Below are 14,793 nucleotides of genomic sequence, written 5' to 3' on the forward strand. Positions count from 1 at the left end.
TATGATTTTTAACCATAATTAAAACGAAAAAGAGATTTCAAAATTTGAAATCTCTTTTGTAGCCCGTAGGGGAATCGAACCCCTCTTACCAGAATGAAAATCTGAGGTCCTAACCGATAGACGAACGGGCCATCTACCAAACTACAAATAAATCTGTAGGGTTAGTTTTTTGTTTTTATAAGTTTCAACTCTTATTTAATTATTCGGTTAGTAATAATTAAAATTTAGTAGCCCGTAGGGGAATCGAACCCCTCTTACCAGAATGAAAATCTGAGGTCCTAACCGATAGACGAACGGGCCAACTATATAATTACGCTAATTTATTAACGTGCTTAGTCAACTTACTTTTCAAGTTAGCCGCTTTGTTTTTGTGGATAATGTTTTTCTTAGCTAATTTATCCAATAAAGCGATAACTTTAGGCAATTGCTCAGATGCAGCTGCTTTGTTTTCTTCATTTCTCAAGACTTTCATTGCTGTTCTAGCAGTCTTGTGATAGTATCTGTTACGAACTTTTCTAACTTCGTTTTGTCTTATTCTCTTAAGTGCTGATTTATGATTAGCCATATCGTTTAAATGTGAGTGCAAATGTATAGACTTTTTCGTTACCCACCAAATTTATTTTTGATTATTTTAAAATATTTTTAGTTTTCTTCTGAAAGGTACTTTTTAAGCTTGTCCAGGGCTTGTTGTACTCTAATATTTTCAGTTTCGTTTTCTATTTTGTGGATGATATTTTCCAACATAATTATCGCATTATTCCATTCTCCTGTAGAGTTGGAAAAAGTAAGTCCGTCGATGGTTACTTCAAAAATACTTTTCTCTCCGCTCCTGTAGAGTTTGAAACTAATTTTATCATCCTTGCCTGTGATCCCTTCCGTACTAGTTTTTAAATCATATCCTTTCGGGTTTGAGCGAATTTTATTAAAAAGCAGTTTCGCTTCTTGAATTTTTAAATTCGGCATGATAAAAAATTTGGTAGTTCTGAGAGTATGGTAATAAGTACTCTTCAAATAATGAAATATAATTTTTACCAATTCTGATTTTAGTGACCCGCAAAAGTCATTCAAAACTTTTGCAAAAGTAATATTTTTCGAATGCTAAACAAAATCTAAATTAAAATTACTTGAAAATTCTCTTAATCACGTTTCCAATTTCCATAAAATCATCATGATTGCCTACAGATCTTTTTTCAGAACTGCTTGTGTCAAACTCGGAAAAAGGAAAAATGAGAAGGTAATTTTTATCTAGTAAATACCTGTTGAGCAATTCTGGAATACGGCGCATTTGTGGAATATAAGATTTCATTCCCCTTCTTGCCATGAAAACGATCAGTGCTTCATCTGTTTTTAGCTCTGTTGCTGTTTTTTCACCATCTTTCCAGGTATTCATGATGATGAATTCTGCTTCTATATTGGCTTTTTTTATGATTCTCTGTAAAATATTCAGAATATTTTCAGAAGCGTAGAAGGTAATGGTCGCTCCGGAATTTCGGGCAATATTCCAGACTCTTAGAAGCGCATGGAAAAATCCTGCTTCCTGATGAGCATTTTCGGGAATCATGACTGCATATTTTTTTATTGTCGATAAAGGTTGGGCAGCATGATATACGAGAACATTCACATCTTCACTCTGCAGATACCCGTTGTAAAGATTAAATGCAAAAGATGGAGAAAAGCCTTTTTCATCTTCGAGGGCAATAATGAGATCGGTAATGTTTTGTTCTTTAATAACATTGTTGACACCGTTGATCACATCGTTGTCGTATCTTTTTAATGGCTGAATTTTTACATCGGCTGCAGCACCCGTGTCAGTTGCGAGGTGAAGCAGTTTTTCCGCATTTTTTACTGAAGACTCGTTTTTATCTTCATTAATAACATTTAAGGCAAATAGATTTTCTGTATTCGAATGGGCTTTAATTAAAGTTCCCAGATTCACCATTCTTTCGACCGTTGCTTCATAGTTTAACGCTAAAAGAATGTTTTCCTGTTCATGGCTGTTTCCGGAAATGGTTTCTTCATTGTCCTGCTCTGCAATTTTCTGTGCATTAGACATCGAAATGAATGATGAAATAGTACAAGAGACGAGAATCAACAAAATACTTCCATTAAGCACATGCTCGTTAAGCAATCTGATGGGCTCTCCTGTTTCGGTTTCAGAAAGAATAATATTATATCCAACCATTACAGAAGCTAAAGTTGCTGCTGCCGAAGCCGAACTGAGCCCGAAAATAAGTCGTCCTTCTTCTTTGGAAAGTCTGAATGTTTTCTGAGTAGCAACTGCGGAAAGGTATTTTCCTCCGATGGATGCAACAAGCATGATCGCTGCAACTTCCAGTGTTTCCCAGCTTTTAAAAAATACTTTAAAATCGATCAGCATTCCCACACTGATCAGGAAAAACGGGATAAATATGGCGTTCCCGACAAATTCTACACGATTCATTAATGAAGAAGTATGCGGAATAAGTCTGTTTAAAGCCAATCCGGCAAAGAAAGCTCCGATAATTGCTTCAACGCCTGCAAATTCTGCCAGTAAAGCAGCCAGATAAATCATCACTAATACAAAAATATACTGTGATATTTTATCATCAACTTTTTTGAAAAACCATCTTCCAATGATCGGGAAAAGCAATAAAACGACTAAAGCAAAAACGATAAATGAGACTGAAAGTTTCACCCAGAATTCTGTTCCCACATCACCCTGAGACATTCCTACGATAATCGCAAGCACCAAAAGTGCCAAAACATCTGTGATCATGGTTCCGCCCACCGTAATGTTGACCGCGGAATTTTTAGCGATCCCTAATTTACTGACCAAAGGATAGGCGATCAATGTATGTGATGAAAATAAACTTGCAAAAAGTATTGAGGTTAAAATCGAAAATTCTAAAATGTAAATTCCACCTAAATAGCCCAAAACAAAAGGAACGATGAATGTATACAAACCGAAAGTGAGGCTTTTCCATTTGTTTTTCTTGAAATCTCCCATATCGATTTCCAGACCTGCCAAAAACATGATGTACAGTAAACCGGTAGTTCCCGTTACTACAATGCTGCTGTCTCTCGACAAAACATTGAAGCCGTTTGGTCCGATTACAGCTCCTGCGATAATCAGGCCTAATAAATGTGGAACTTTTATTTTATTGAGTAAAAGTGGTGCTGCCAAAATAATGATGAGCACCAAGAGAAACTTCAGTACCGGATCTTCGATGGGAAGACTTAGGTTGTGTATGCTTAGTAAAGTCATTTGTGCTTATTTTTTAGAGCGAATCAGTTCAACGGAGAATTTTGCCATACAATTGTCTACAGCAATAGTTCTTACCCCTTTCATTTTGGTGTCTGAAATATCATTCAAAAGGACATTCATATCCACTTGTTTTTTTGCGGTGGAATCTGTTTTAAAATTAAGTTTGATTTCGTTATTTTCAAATTTTCCGGAATATAACCGTACAAGATTATTGTTGTTGATGATTTTGCTAAACAGTTGGATGGAATCGCTGGCGAATTCCCAGGTATCGGTACGCTGATCTCCTACAACGTAATCGCTGCAGTTGGATTCTGTACAGATTACTTTTCCGGTCCAGACTCCTGCAATTTCATCGGGCCATTTTACAATTTTGATGGAATCCGAATGTTGCTGATTGAAAATACTGTCTCTCATTTTCAGAAGAGATTGATATTCTGCTTCCTTTTGGGCAAACAATTTTTCTTTATCCAATAATTGCTGTTCTCTCTGCATTAATTCATTGGATTTTTCTTTGTTATCGCAGTTTACAAGAAAAAATAGGAGGAAAATTAAAAGTACAGGATTTTTCATAAAAGTAAGTTGTTCTTTAAATATAAGAAAAAATTACCGATCAATCCAAGATTTCGGTTGTAAAAAGATAGTGTCGAGAAGAACTTAAACCCTATAAAAGCTGAATATTATGATGAATAATCTCTTAATAATTCTCTGTAGCTCATGAGAATTGTAGATTTTGAAATAAATCCGATGAATTGATTTTTATCATTCACTACAGGCAAATTCCACACGGCGGTATCATCAAACATTTTAAGAATTTCCAATGGCTGATTTTCCGGATGAATAATTGCCGGTGGCGTTTTCATGATCTGAATAATCGTTACCGAAACTTCATCGTTTGTAAACAGATAAGGTCGTATATCATCCAATGTTAAGATTCCTCTTAAAGTTTTTTGATTATCAACAACTGCAAAAATATTCTTGTTGCCATTTTTTACCAGTTCAAACAGTTCTGTAATTGGAGCATTCTCTGAAACCGCTTGCGAATATCGGTCGATAAAATCTTCGGTTTTTAAAGTAAATAATAAATTTTCATCATGTTTGTTGGTGAAAATTTTTCCCTGATCGGCTAATGATTTTAATTCCGGCGAAATAGGAGAGAACCATTTAGCAATTAAATATGCCATAATTGAAACAATCATTAGCGGAATAAACAGATCGTAACCAAAACTGGATTCTGCAATCAGAAAAATAGCCGTGAGAGGAGCGTACATCACACCACTCATCGTTCCTGCCATTCCGACCAGGACAAGATTGGTAACCGGAACGTTTTCAAAGCCTAATTGTTGGCAAATAATCGCAAATAAATATCCGACAGTACCGCCTGCAAAGAGGGAAGGTGCAAAATTACCACCGTTTCCGCCACTGAAAATAGTGAAAGAAGTAGCAAAAGCTTTTAATATTAAAACCAAAACCAAGAAAATGATGATCGTAAAATTTTTGATCTCAAAATATCTGAACAAACTATTTTCTATGATGGAATGCGTGTTTCCATTGGTAAAAGCTTTTACGGTATCATAACCTTCCCCGAAAAGAGGCGGAAAAAGCACACATAATAACGATAAAACTGCACCGCCAAACATTGCTTTTCTTAAACGGGATAGTTTTAACTGTTTAATAAAATGTTCAACCTTTTGGGAAATCACCACAAAATATCTTGCGTACAAACCACTGAAAATTCCTAGAATTAAATAATAAGGAACGTTGAGATAATTAAAAGCTTCTCTTGTATAAAACCTGAAAAGCACATCTTCCTGAAGTAAAATCCGGGACAGCAAACTTCCGCAGACCGCTGCAACGACCAAAGGAATGAAATCGGTAAATACAACACCGGTCAATAAAATTTCAAAAGCAAACATGATTCCTGCAATCGGCGCATTAAAAGCTGAAGCAATTCCTGCTGTTGCGCCTGCAGCAAGCAAAAGTGTTCTTTCTTTATAGCTTAAACGGTACGTCTGTGCATAATTGGAACCAATGGCTGCTCCTGTAACGGCGATCGGGCTTTCAAGACCTGCGGAACCACCAAAGCTCACTGTAATTGCGCTTTGGATAATCTGAGAGTACATTTTTACTGAAGATACAATGCTTGAGTTTTGTGCTATTTCATATAAAATTGCTCCGATGCCTTTTCTGTCCTGTCCTTTAAAGATTGTAAGAACAACCAAAGTGGTAAGAACAATTCCTAAGAACGGAAATATAATGTAGAATAAGATCTGATATTCAAAATGAACTTTGGTAGTAATAAAATAATGAATATTGTGAACCAGAGTTTTCAGGATTACTCCTGCCAAACCTGCGGTGCAGCCTACGAGAATTCCGGATAAAACCAGGAACTGATTTCGGCTGAGTCTGTTGTTTAACCAGTGAAGGATGAGCTCGTAGCTGCGTGCTTTTTCGAGTCCATACTTTTGAAAGTCTCTTTTAAACTTCAAAAAGCTCAGAAACTTTTTTTTATTATGAATATTCACCGGCTTAGATTTTAGAAGTGAGTTGAAATGAGAAGAAACGCAAATTTAAGGAATATTTTTCAGGCAGAGATATCGTGATTTCAATTCTTTATTGATTGACCCGAATACGGAATCTGATTATTTAATGTTCTGATTATTATGCAAATAATTTTAGGTAATTATTTCAACCTTCAAAAATCAGAAGAGATCTCAGTAAGAAAGAATAGATTTGTTGCATTTATTGGTCTGTTTAGAAAAATATTATGAATAAAAAGTATATCAAGTTTTTACCTCTTGTTATTGCTGTCATAGCTATTACCATGTTTTTGGTTTATACCAATCATCATTATGACAGATTTTACAGCGAAAAAGTGAATTCAAAAGTGGTAGGCAGAAGTAATTGGCAGTTGAGAACTACTGAATTTTATTTAGAAAATGGACTACAGGTTGACTCAACCGGAATTTTGCCATATAATATTAAAGTAGGAGATTCAATTTCTAAAGAAGCGAATAGCCTAAAATTTAAGGTTTACAGGAAAGACAAATTTCAGAGGTTTGAATTTTATAAAGCTTATTAAGAATGTAGTTTTAAAATATATTAAAGATAATTATAGACAAAAAGCCCTCTGAAGAGAGAGCTTTTTTGTTTTGGTAAGTAGCCTATAGGAGAATCGAACTCCTGTTGCAAGGATGAAAACCTTGAGTCCTGACCACTAGACGAATAGGCCAAATTTTGAGGTTGCAAAAGTATGAATTTACTTTCAAACTTCAAAATCATAACCTTTATTTAAAATTCTTCTGAATAACGGTGTTTTTTATTCCTTTGTCTTCCAGTTCTTTCTGAAGTTTCACGGCGTCTTCCAAAGTGAAAACTTTTCCGTAGGTATAATAGAACATACCGTTTGATTTATTTCTTTCCACATCTTTCAGAGTCTGCAGAATATAAGAATTGCTACTCAGTTTATCTTTTCCTGTATATACTTCAATGTTGTAGTATCCGATACTTAATTTCTGATTTGGCATAAATCCTACTGCATATGCATTTCGGAATCCTGCATCTTTAGCTGTTTTAAGATTAATGTCTTTTATAGAAGCCATATTGGTAACACTGTAATAATATTTGTAAAGTCCGTTTTCTTTAATGGTAAGAACATAATTCAGACCTTTTAGTTCAGGGTCGCCGTTATTGTATTTTACAGGCATGGTCATCAGTAGAATTCTGAAATCATTTTTCAATGCTACTTCTGCCGGTTTTTCAGGTTCGGGCTTTTTGGTGACAATTTGCACGCCTCCTTTTCTATCAATTGCTTTTTTATAATCGATAATCGCTTTGTAAATATTTTCTGCAGTTTCCTGTTGCCCTTTTTCTGAATTTAAAAAAGCTGCATCTTCATAATTGTTCACAAATCCGGTTTCAATAAGGATTGATGGCATCGCACTTCTTCTCAGAATGTGAAGGTTTTCCTGTTTTACACCTCTTGAAAAACGTCCTGTTTTTTCAAAATTTTCTTCAACAAAACTTCCCACAATTAGGCTGTTTTCAAGATATTTACTTTGCTGAAGTTTTAATGCAATAAGAGATTCCGGTGAAGAAGGATCGTAAGAAGCAAACGTTTCCTTATCTTTTTCATCCAGATAGATTACGTTGTTTTCCTGTTTTGCTACTTCAAGGTTTTCTCTGTTCTGTGCCGGTCCCTGTACGAAAGTCTCGGTTCCTCTTGCAGTTGCCGATCGGCTTGGTGAAGAATTTACGTGAACCGAAATGAAAAGATCTGCCTTGCTTCTGTTAGCTGTATTGGTTCTGTCAGTCAATGAAGGATATTCGTCAATTTTTCGGGTGTAAATAACTTTAAAATCTTTGTTTTTTTCAAGCATTGCCCCTAATTTCAGAACAATTGCCAAGGTAACATGTTTTTCCTGAACAAGACCAATGTCCGGATAATTTCTATTAGCTCCGTTATCACTTCCTCCGTGACCTGCATCCAAAACGACCGTGAATTTTTTTTGTGCGAAAATAAATGTAGAGGAGAATATGAGTAGAAATGCTAAAATTATTCTAAAATTTAGTTTGTACATCTTACAGTTTTAAAAATTATATTAATTTTGAGCCAAATTATACAGAATAAAATTGGACAAAACCGTCTTCAAAAATATATTACAAATTTTAATTATCCTAATTTTTAACAGTTTTTTAGCACAGAAAAATCCTGAGAAACTGAAAGAAGCTACGATAATTAATGATACTATTTCCAAAAAAGATACCATAGCTGTGCCTAAAGAATCTCTGCAGGATATTCTTTATACAAAAGCCGATGACAAGCGACGCGATGTGCAGAAAAAGATGATTTATCTGAACAAAAATGCTCAGGTGAAGTATCAGGATATGCAGATTGATGCCGATTACATCTCTATAGATGAAGAGAAAAGTCTGATTTTCGCACGCGGAAAGCAGGATTCTTTAGGAAATATTGTTGAATTGGCACAAGTGAATCAGGGTGGGAAAAAGTATGAGGTAAAAAGCTTTAATTACAATACAAAAACAAGGGAAGCAATAGCCTACGATGCAAGAACAGAAGAAAGTGAAGGTCTTATTGTTGCCGATAAAACAAAAAAATACAACGATTCTGTTTTTGTGATGCGCCATGCAGAATTTACAACCGATTCTTACTACATAGAAAAAAAAGATACAAGACCCGATTATCACCTTTTGGCATCTTATATTAAAATGCAGAAGGGTAAAAATAGCTCATCTTTGATTGTAGGGCCGTCGCAGATGTATATTGAAGACGTTCCGACTCCGCTGGTTTTACCGTTTGCAATATTGCCTTTTTCAAGCAAAAGATCTGCAGGTATTTTGATCCCGAGTTTTGGGGAAAGACAGGATGTGGGCTTTTTCCTGAACGGAATTGGATATTATCAGCCGATAGGAGAGCATTTTGACCTTAAAGTTCTTGCCGATATTTATACAAAAGGGAGCTGGAACTTAAGACCTGAAATGAATTATCTTAAAAAATACAGATATACGGGTAATTTCTCAGCAGATATCGGAAGTACCGTACGAGGAATTAAGGGTCTGGATAATTACAGTAAAACAGGAACTTACAGAATCGCATGGAGACATACTCAGGATGCAAAAGCGAACCCGTTTCTTACCTTTTCTGCTTCGGTGGATATGACGAGCCAGACATTCTACAATAATACGGTTAACAATAACTATATTATGGATCAGAGTGTTTTGAGAACCCAGCAAAACTCAACACTTACACTAACGAAAAGATTCCTGAAGCTTCCTGCAACCATTACAGGAACGGCTTCTTATTCTCAGAATTTTGCTACCGGATTGTCAGATTTGCGTCTTCCGCAAATGAACGTTGCCATCAACCAGTTTTATTTATTTAAATCTAAAACAGGCGTAAGAACAGGTCTTTTGGAAAATATCACCGTGAATACAGGTTTAAATCTATCCAACTTTGTAAGCATGGAAGAAGGAGGTTTGTTTACCAACGAAATGTGGGATAAAATGCAGACCGGCCTTAAAAATAATATTGCTTTAGGAACGAATACTACTTTTGCAAAATATTTCACCTTCAGTTTGGGAGCAACGATTGACAATGCCCTAACCACAAAAACGCTGACGAAATTTTACGACCCTATTCAGAATGTTGAAGTAGATCAAATCAATAAAAAAATAGCAGGATATAGTATTTTTTCAACAACAGCAAGTGTTCAGACCCAGCTTTACGGACAGGCCAATTTTAAAAAAGGATCAGCAATACAGGCAATAAGACATATGATGACTCCGAGCATCGGATTTACTTATTCTCCTGATTTCGGTGGGGAACAATTCGGTTATTTCAGAAATTATTACAACGCCAACGGAGCATTGACGCCGTATTCTATTTTTGATAAAGGAATTGTAGGATCACCCACAACCGGTATGGTCGGTGCTTTGAACTACAACATTGGAAACAATGTTGAAATGAAAGTAAGATCTAAAAGTGATTCTACAGGAGTGAAAAAAATGAAAATTTTTGAATCCCTGAACATCAGCGGTAATTACAACTTTGCTGCAAAAACACATCCTTGGTCAATTATTTCTGTTAACGGACAGTCTTCTTTCTTTGATAACAAATTAAGTGTCAATACAAGCTTAACAATTGATCCGTACAAAATATTGTTTGCGCCGGGAGAAGATACCGGTATCAGAACGGAGGATTTTGGTCACTTCAGTGTACAGGGATTCAATGTGCAGGTTTCATATCCTTTAAGTAACGAACTGTTTGGAGAGAAAAAAGATTATTCTAAAATCTATTCTCAAAAAGGAGAAATCAGAAACGAAAATTACTTCTTTGATGATGATAATTACGCCCATTTTGAACAGGCTTGGACTTTAAATGTGAATGCCAATTACCAATATTCAAGATCACTTTCACGAACGGCGACCAAAATGGCGTCGATCGGTTTAGATGGTAGTATTAAATTAACTCCGTATTGGAATATCAACGGAAGTACGCACTACGATATGGTGACCAAAGAATTGGCTTATACAAGAATCGGTTTCTCGAGAGACCAGCGAAGTTTTACCATCAATTTCAACTGGGTTCCTTTCGGTCAGTACAAAGTGTATGACTTCTTTATCGGAATTAAAGCGAATATACTAAGTGATGCATTGAAGTATAAAGACAGAAGTTTCACCCAACCGAATGCACCTTTCTAAAGTCATGTTGATTTTAGAATATAAATTTTATCTTTGCAGCCGAAGTAAAAATCGAATGACTTATCATTAAATTGTTTAATATTTCATGATAAGCAGTTTATTACAAGATATTTTTTAGAAATAATAAATCTATATAATGAAAAAGACAATCAACACAGTAAATGCTCCTGCAGCGATCGGACCGTACTCACAAGCAAATCTTGCAAACGGAGTTTTGTATATTTCTGGTCAGATTCCTGTAGATCCTGCAACAGGTAAATTGGTAGAAGGTATCGAAAAAGAAACGCATCAGGTTATGAAAAATTTGGAGGCAATTCTTACAGAAGCCGGAATGACCTTTAAAAATGTTGTAAAAGCGAGCATATTCCTTAAAAGTATGGATGATTTTGCTGTGATGAATGATATTTATGCATCATATCTTGATGCTGAAAGCTATCCTGCTCGTGAAACCGTACAGGTTTCTTGTCTTCCAAAGAATGTTGATATCGAAATTTCTATGATCGCACATCAGGATTAATGAGCTTTATAAGAAATACATTTGCAGTTTTGGTAGGTCTTGTGATTGCAGGGCTTATAATCACTCTTGGTATAAGAGCTTTTCCGCAGTGGGTAACCTTTGAAGCATTTGCTCCGTTTGAGCATTGGCAGAGATTTTTAGAAAGCATGAAAAATAATGATGCCTTTTTTGGATTTTTGCTGTTTATTTCAGGTTTGGGGACTACTGTTGGAGGAGTTGTTACTGCCTTGATTGTAAAATTTGCAAAGGTAGCTTATGCAATTCTTATTGGTTTTATTATGCTTTTTATTGCAATGTTGGACGTGATTATATTTCCCTATCATCCTACATTTTATAAAATATCTATATTTCTTGTCTTTTTTCCGTTTGCATGGATGGGAGGTAAGATCGTTGAGGTAATTTATGAAAGAAATAAAAAGAGAAGAATTGCTGAAAAGATGAATAATCAAAATAATTAAACTATTATTTTTAAACATAAAAAAACGCTGCAGAATCTGCAGCGTTTTTGTTGTATGATCTTTTTTGTTTAGTTAGGCATTTTGAATCCTTTTGTATAAATTCTTCCGTAGTCATCTACGAATTTTACCTGTACATTTCCTTTATAGCTTTCTAAGATTTTTTCAACATCTTTTTGAGAATTAACTGGCTTGCCGTTGATCTCAATCACGATATAATTATCAACGATACCGATTTTAGCCATCTCACTTCCTTCAGATACGTTCTTCGCTACAACACCGCTGTTTAAGCCGTAATCAGTTTTGAATTTTTCATTTAACGGATCAAACTCGGCTCCGATTTTTTCACTTACACTAAGATCTGCTTTTGTTCTTGTAGAAGTTCCTCCTTTTTGATCTTTCAACGTAACGGTTGTTATGTTTTCTTTACCATTTCTCAGATAAGTAACCTGTACTTTATCTCCTGGTCTTTTGCTTCCGATGGCTGCAGAAAGATCTGCGAAATCTGTAATGTTGTACGTATCGATTTTTGTAATGATATCACCTTTTTTGATACCTCCGTCTTCAGCACCGCTGTTTTCAGAGAATCCGGTTACAAACATTCCCGAACCTGCTTTTAATGTGGCTTTCTGATCTTTATTATAAGCTGCAACCATTTGATCGTTGGAAAGATCTAAAGTAGTTACACCCAGGAAACCTCTTTGTACAATACCAAACTTCTTAATATCTTCAATGATTTTTCTTGCTAAATTCGCAGGAACTGCAAACCCGTAACCTTGGTAATATCCGTTGGTTGATGAGATTGCAGAGTTGATTCCGATAAGATCACCATTTACATTTACCAAAGCTCCACCAGAGTTTCCTGGGTTAATTGCAGCATCGGTCTGAATAAAGCTTTCAATAGGATTTGTTGCTTTACCCTGTCCGCCTAAAATTCCGATTCCTCTTCCTTTAGCTGAAATAATTCCCGCAGTAACGGTTGAGTTTAAACCTAGCGGGTTACCTACTGCCAAAACCCATTGTCCTACTTCCACATTATCAGAATTGGCAAAATTTAAATAAGGTAAACCTTTCTCTTCAATTTTTAATAATGAAATATCTGTATTTGGATCGGTTCCTACCAAAGTTGCGATGTATGATTTCTTATTGCTTAAAACTACTTCAAGCTTATTTGCTCCTGCCACAACGTGGTTGTTTGAAATAATATATCCGTCGGGAGAAATAATTACCCCTGAACCTAATCCGGAAGGCATGTTGTCCGGAGCCTGTTGCTGCTGTCTTTGTCTTTGCTGACCTCTTCCTCCAAACGGATCACCAAAGAAGAAATCGAAAAGATCCTGCTCGGAAGCTCTGCTTGTTGCTCTGCTCTGGTAATTTTTGATGGTTACGACCGCCGGAACCGTAGTTTTGGCTGCTTTTACAAAATCATCACCCACTGCTGCAGAATTCATTCCGACAAAAGATGCGTTGGTAGATTTTGTAAAATAAGATTGGTCTGAACTGTTTGAATCAGAACCTAAATATTGTTGTACACCGACAGTCGTTGCTCCTGAAAGCACTCCAACTACAGCAAATGGTAATAGTTTTTTAAATGTACTCTTCATTGTATGTCTTCTTTGTTTGTTTGAATTGTTATTTTTTATCTTACACAAATTTAATGCTAAATAAGTATGTAAATAATCTTAAGTGTTTCATTTTTAACTAAAATTTAACGACAATTATACCATTTTATAGTTTATGTCATAATTATAGTGGTAGTTTAACACTGCTTAAAAAATTATTAAAGACAAAATGTCATATTTATAGATATGTAAAACAGACAAAAAGTTAAATCATAATTAATAATGTCAAAATTTATGCCTTCACCGATCTAATGATCTTTCTCATTTTAAACTTTTTTAAAATTTAGCTATATTTGCAGAATTATTTTTCTCACTTAAAACGTTTATAGCATGCAACTGTACAACACCTTAAGCGCAGAAGAAAGAGCTCAACTTATTGATGAAGCTGGTAAGGAACGTCTTACATTGTCTTTCTATGCGTATGCCAAAATTGAAGATCCCAAAAAATTTCGCGACAATTTATTTATAGCCTGGAATGCACTTGATGCGTTGGGTCGTATTTATGTTGCCCATGAAGGAATTAATGCTCAAATGAGTGTTCCTGCAGACAATTTTGAGGCATTTCGAAATACTTTAGAAGAGTATGACTTCATGAAAGGTATTCGTCTGAATGTTGCCGTTGAGCAGGATAATCACTCTTTTTTAAAATTAACAATAAAAGTCAGACATAAAATCGTTGCCGATGGTTTGAATGACGAAACTTTTGATGTTACCAATAAAGGGATTCACCTGAAAGCTCAGGAATTCAACGATATGTTGGAAGACCCGAATACGATTGTTGTAGATTTCAGAAATCATTATGAAAGTGAAGTGGGGCATTTTGAAGGAGCAATTACGCCCGATGTAGAAAACTTCAGAGAAAGTCTGCCGATTATTAATGAACAGCTGCAGGATTTTAAAGAAGATAAAAATCTTTTGATGTATTGTACCGGCGGAATCCGTTGTGAGAAAGCAAGCGCTTACTTCAAACATCAGGGCTTTAAAAATGTTTACCAATTAGAGGGCGGAATTATTGAATATACCCGCCAGATCAAGGAAGAAAATATTGAAAGTAAATTCATTGGGAAAAACTTCGTTTTCGATCACCGTTTAGGAGAAAGAATTACAGACGATATTATTTCTCAGTGTCACCAATGTGGAAAACCTTGTGATAACCATACGAATTGTGCAAATGATGCTTGTCATTTATTGTTTATCCAGTGTGACGAATGTAAAGCGGCGATGGAAAACACTTGTTCTACAGAATGTCTGGAAACCATTCATTTGCCTTGGGAAGAACAGGTTGCCAAAAGAAAAGGTCTTCAGGTTGGTAATAAAGTGTTTAGAAAAGGAAAGTCTGAAGCTTTGAAATATAAAAATTCCGGAGAGCTTTCAACACAGACTTTGGCAAAAGCAACCATAGCTGAGACAAAAGATATTCGTCAAAAAATAAAAGTTAAGAAAACTTTGATAGGTAAAGCAGAACATTATTATTCAAAATCGAAAATTGCACAGTTTTTAATAGAAAATAATGAATTATCTGTAGGAGATAAAGCGTTAATTTCAGGTCCGACCACAGGAGAGCAGGAGATTACAATAAATCAGATTTTTGTTGATGGTGAATTCAGCAATACTGCTAAAGTTGGTGATCAGATTACATTTGAACTTCCTTTCAGAGTTCGTTTGTCAGATAAAATATACAAGATTTTAGATTAATATCATAGTAGCAAGGTTGAAAACTCCGTAAGAGTTTTATCT

12 protein-coding genes and 3 tRNA genes are annotated in these 14,793 nt (G+C 35.4%); 5 read left to right on the top strand and 10 right to left on the bottom strand.

From position 1 onward, the window contains the following. Positions 1–59: 59 nt before the first annotated feature. The 7 genes from BA768_RS07770 to BA768_RS07800 all read right to left on the bottom strand — a co-directional run bounded on the left by BA768_RS07770 (position 60) and on the right by BA768_RS07800 (position 5,766). Positions 60–131 (bottom strand) — tRNA-Glu (locus BA768_RS07770). A gap of 97 nt (positions 132–228) precedes the next feature. Then, positions 229–300, bottom strand: a tRNA-Glu gene (locus tag BA768_RS07775). A gap of 10 nt (positions 301–310) precedes the next feature. Beyond that, positions 311–565: a 30S ribosomal protein S20 gene (gene rpsT, locus BA768_RS07780; RefSeq protein WP_034677968.1), complete on the bottom strand. Its 255-nt coding sequence runs from the start codon at positions 563–565 to the stop codon at positions 311–313. 77 nt (positions 566–642) lie between these two features. Continuing rightward, positions 643–963 carry a hypothetical protein gene (locus tag BA768_RS07785; RefSeq protein WP_034677969.1) on the bottom strand — a complete coding sequence of 107 codons (321 nt, stop codon included), beginning with the start codon at positions 961–963 and terminating at the stop codon, positions 643–645. A 157-nt stretch (positions 964–1,120) separates the two neighbouring features. Beyond that, positions 1,121–3,244: a cation:proton antiporter gene (locus BA768_RS07790; protein ID WP_065720317.1), complete on the bottom strand. Its 2,124-nt coding sequence runs from the start codon at positions 3,242–3,244 to the stop codon at positions 1,121–1,123. 6 nt (positions 3,245–3,250) lie between these two features. Continuing rightward, the gene (locus BA768_RS07795) at positions 3,251–3,814 is read right to left on the bottom strand and encodes a hypothetical protein (RefSeq protein WP_065720318.1); all 564 of its coding nucleotides are present in this window, start codon (positions 3,812–3,814) and stop codon (positions 3,251–3,253) included. Between the two features lie 107 nt (positions 3,815–3,921). Continuing rightward, positions 3,922–5,766 carry a chloride channel protein gene (locus BA768_RS07800; RefSeq protein WP_065720319.1) on the bottom strand — a complete coding sequence of 615 codons (1,845 nt, stop codon included), beginning with the start codon at positions 5,764–5,766 and terminating at the stop codon, positions 3,922–3,924. Between the two features lie 242 nt (positions 5,767–6,008). On the opposite strand from BA768_RS07800, the gene BA768_RS07805 reads away from it, so the two are divergent. Beyond that, on the top strand, positions 6,009–6,323 hold the full coding sequence (locus tag BA768_RS07805) for a hypothetical protein (RefSeq protein ID WP_065720320.1): 315 nt from the start codon (positions 6,009–6,011) through the stop codon (positions 6,321–6,323). 78 nt (positions 6,324–6,401) lie between these two features. On the opposite strand, the gene BA768_RS07810 is transcribed toward BA768_RS07805, so the two are convergent. Beyond that, positions 6,402–6,473, bottom strand: a tRNA-Glu gene (locus BA768_RS07810). Positions 6,474–6,528: 55 nt separating this feature from the next. Next, positions 6,529–7,821 carry an N-acetylmuramoyl-L-alanine amidase gene (locus BA768_RS07815; RefSeq protein WP_051882910.1) on the bottom strand — a complete coding sequence of 431 codons (1,293 nt, stop codon included), beginning with the start codon at positions 7,819–7,821 and terminating at the stop codon, positions 6,529–6,531. Between the two features lie 52 nt (positions 7,822–7,873). Between BA768_RS07815 and BA768_RS07820 the strand changes: the two genes are divergently transcribed. From BA768_RS07820 to BA768_RS07830, 3 genes are all read left to right on the top strand, one after another. Then, a complete protein-coding gene (locus tag BA768_RS07820; protein ID WP_034677976.1) occupies positions 7,874–10,462 on the top strand; it encodes a putative LPS assembly protein LptD in 2,589 nt (862 codons plus the stop codon). Between the two features lie 136 nt (positions 10,463–10,598). After that, positions 10,599–10,979 (top strand): RidA family protein, encoded by a 381-nt coding sequence (locus BA768_RS07825; RefSeq protein WP_034677978.1) that lies wholly within the window; start codon positions 10,599–10,601, stop codon positions 10,977–10,979. Next, positions 10,979–11,437: a hypothetical protein gene (locus BA768_RS07830; protein WP_065720321.1), complete on the top strand. Its 459-nt coding sequence runs from the start codon at positions 10,979–10,981 to the stop codon at positions 11,435–11,437. The genes BA768_RS07825 and BA768_RS07830 overlap by 1 nt, the downstream gene beginning before the upstream one ends. A gap of 68 nt (positions 11,438–11,505) precedes the next feature. On the opposite strand, the gene BA768_RS07835 is transcribed toward BA768_RS07830, so the two are convergent. Beyond that, positions 11,506–13,038, bottom strand: a complete 1,533-nt coding sequence (locus BA768_RS07835) for a trypsin-like peptidase domain-containing protein (protein ID WP_034678301.1) — start codon at positions 13,036–13,038, stop codon at positions 11,506–11,508. Positions 13,039–13,386: 348 nt separating this feature from the next. On the opposite strand from BA768_RS07835, the gene BA768_RS07840 reads away from it, so the two are divergent. After that, a complete protein-coding gene (locus BA768_RS07840) occupies positions 13,387–14,751 on the top strand; it encodes a rhodanese-related sulfurtransferase (protein WP_065720322.1) in 1,365 nt (454 codons plus the stop codon). Positions 14,752–14,793: the final 42 nt, after the last annotated feature.

Origin of the sequence: Chryseobacterium sp. CBo1 (genome assembly GCF_001693475.1) — a bacterium.
In the GTDB taxonomy this organism is placed as follows: domain Bacteria; phylum Bacteroidota; class Bacteroidia; order Flavobacteriales; family Weeksellaceae; genus Chryseobacterium; species Chryseobacterium formosense.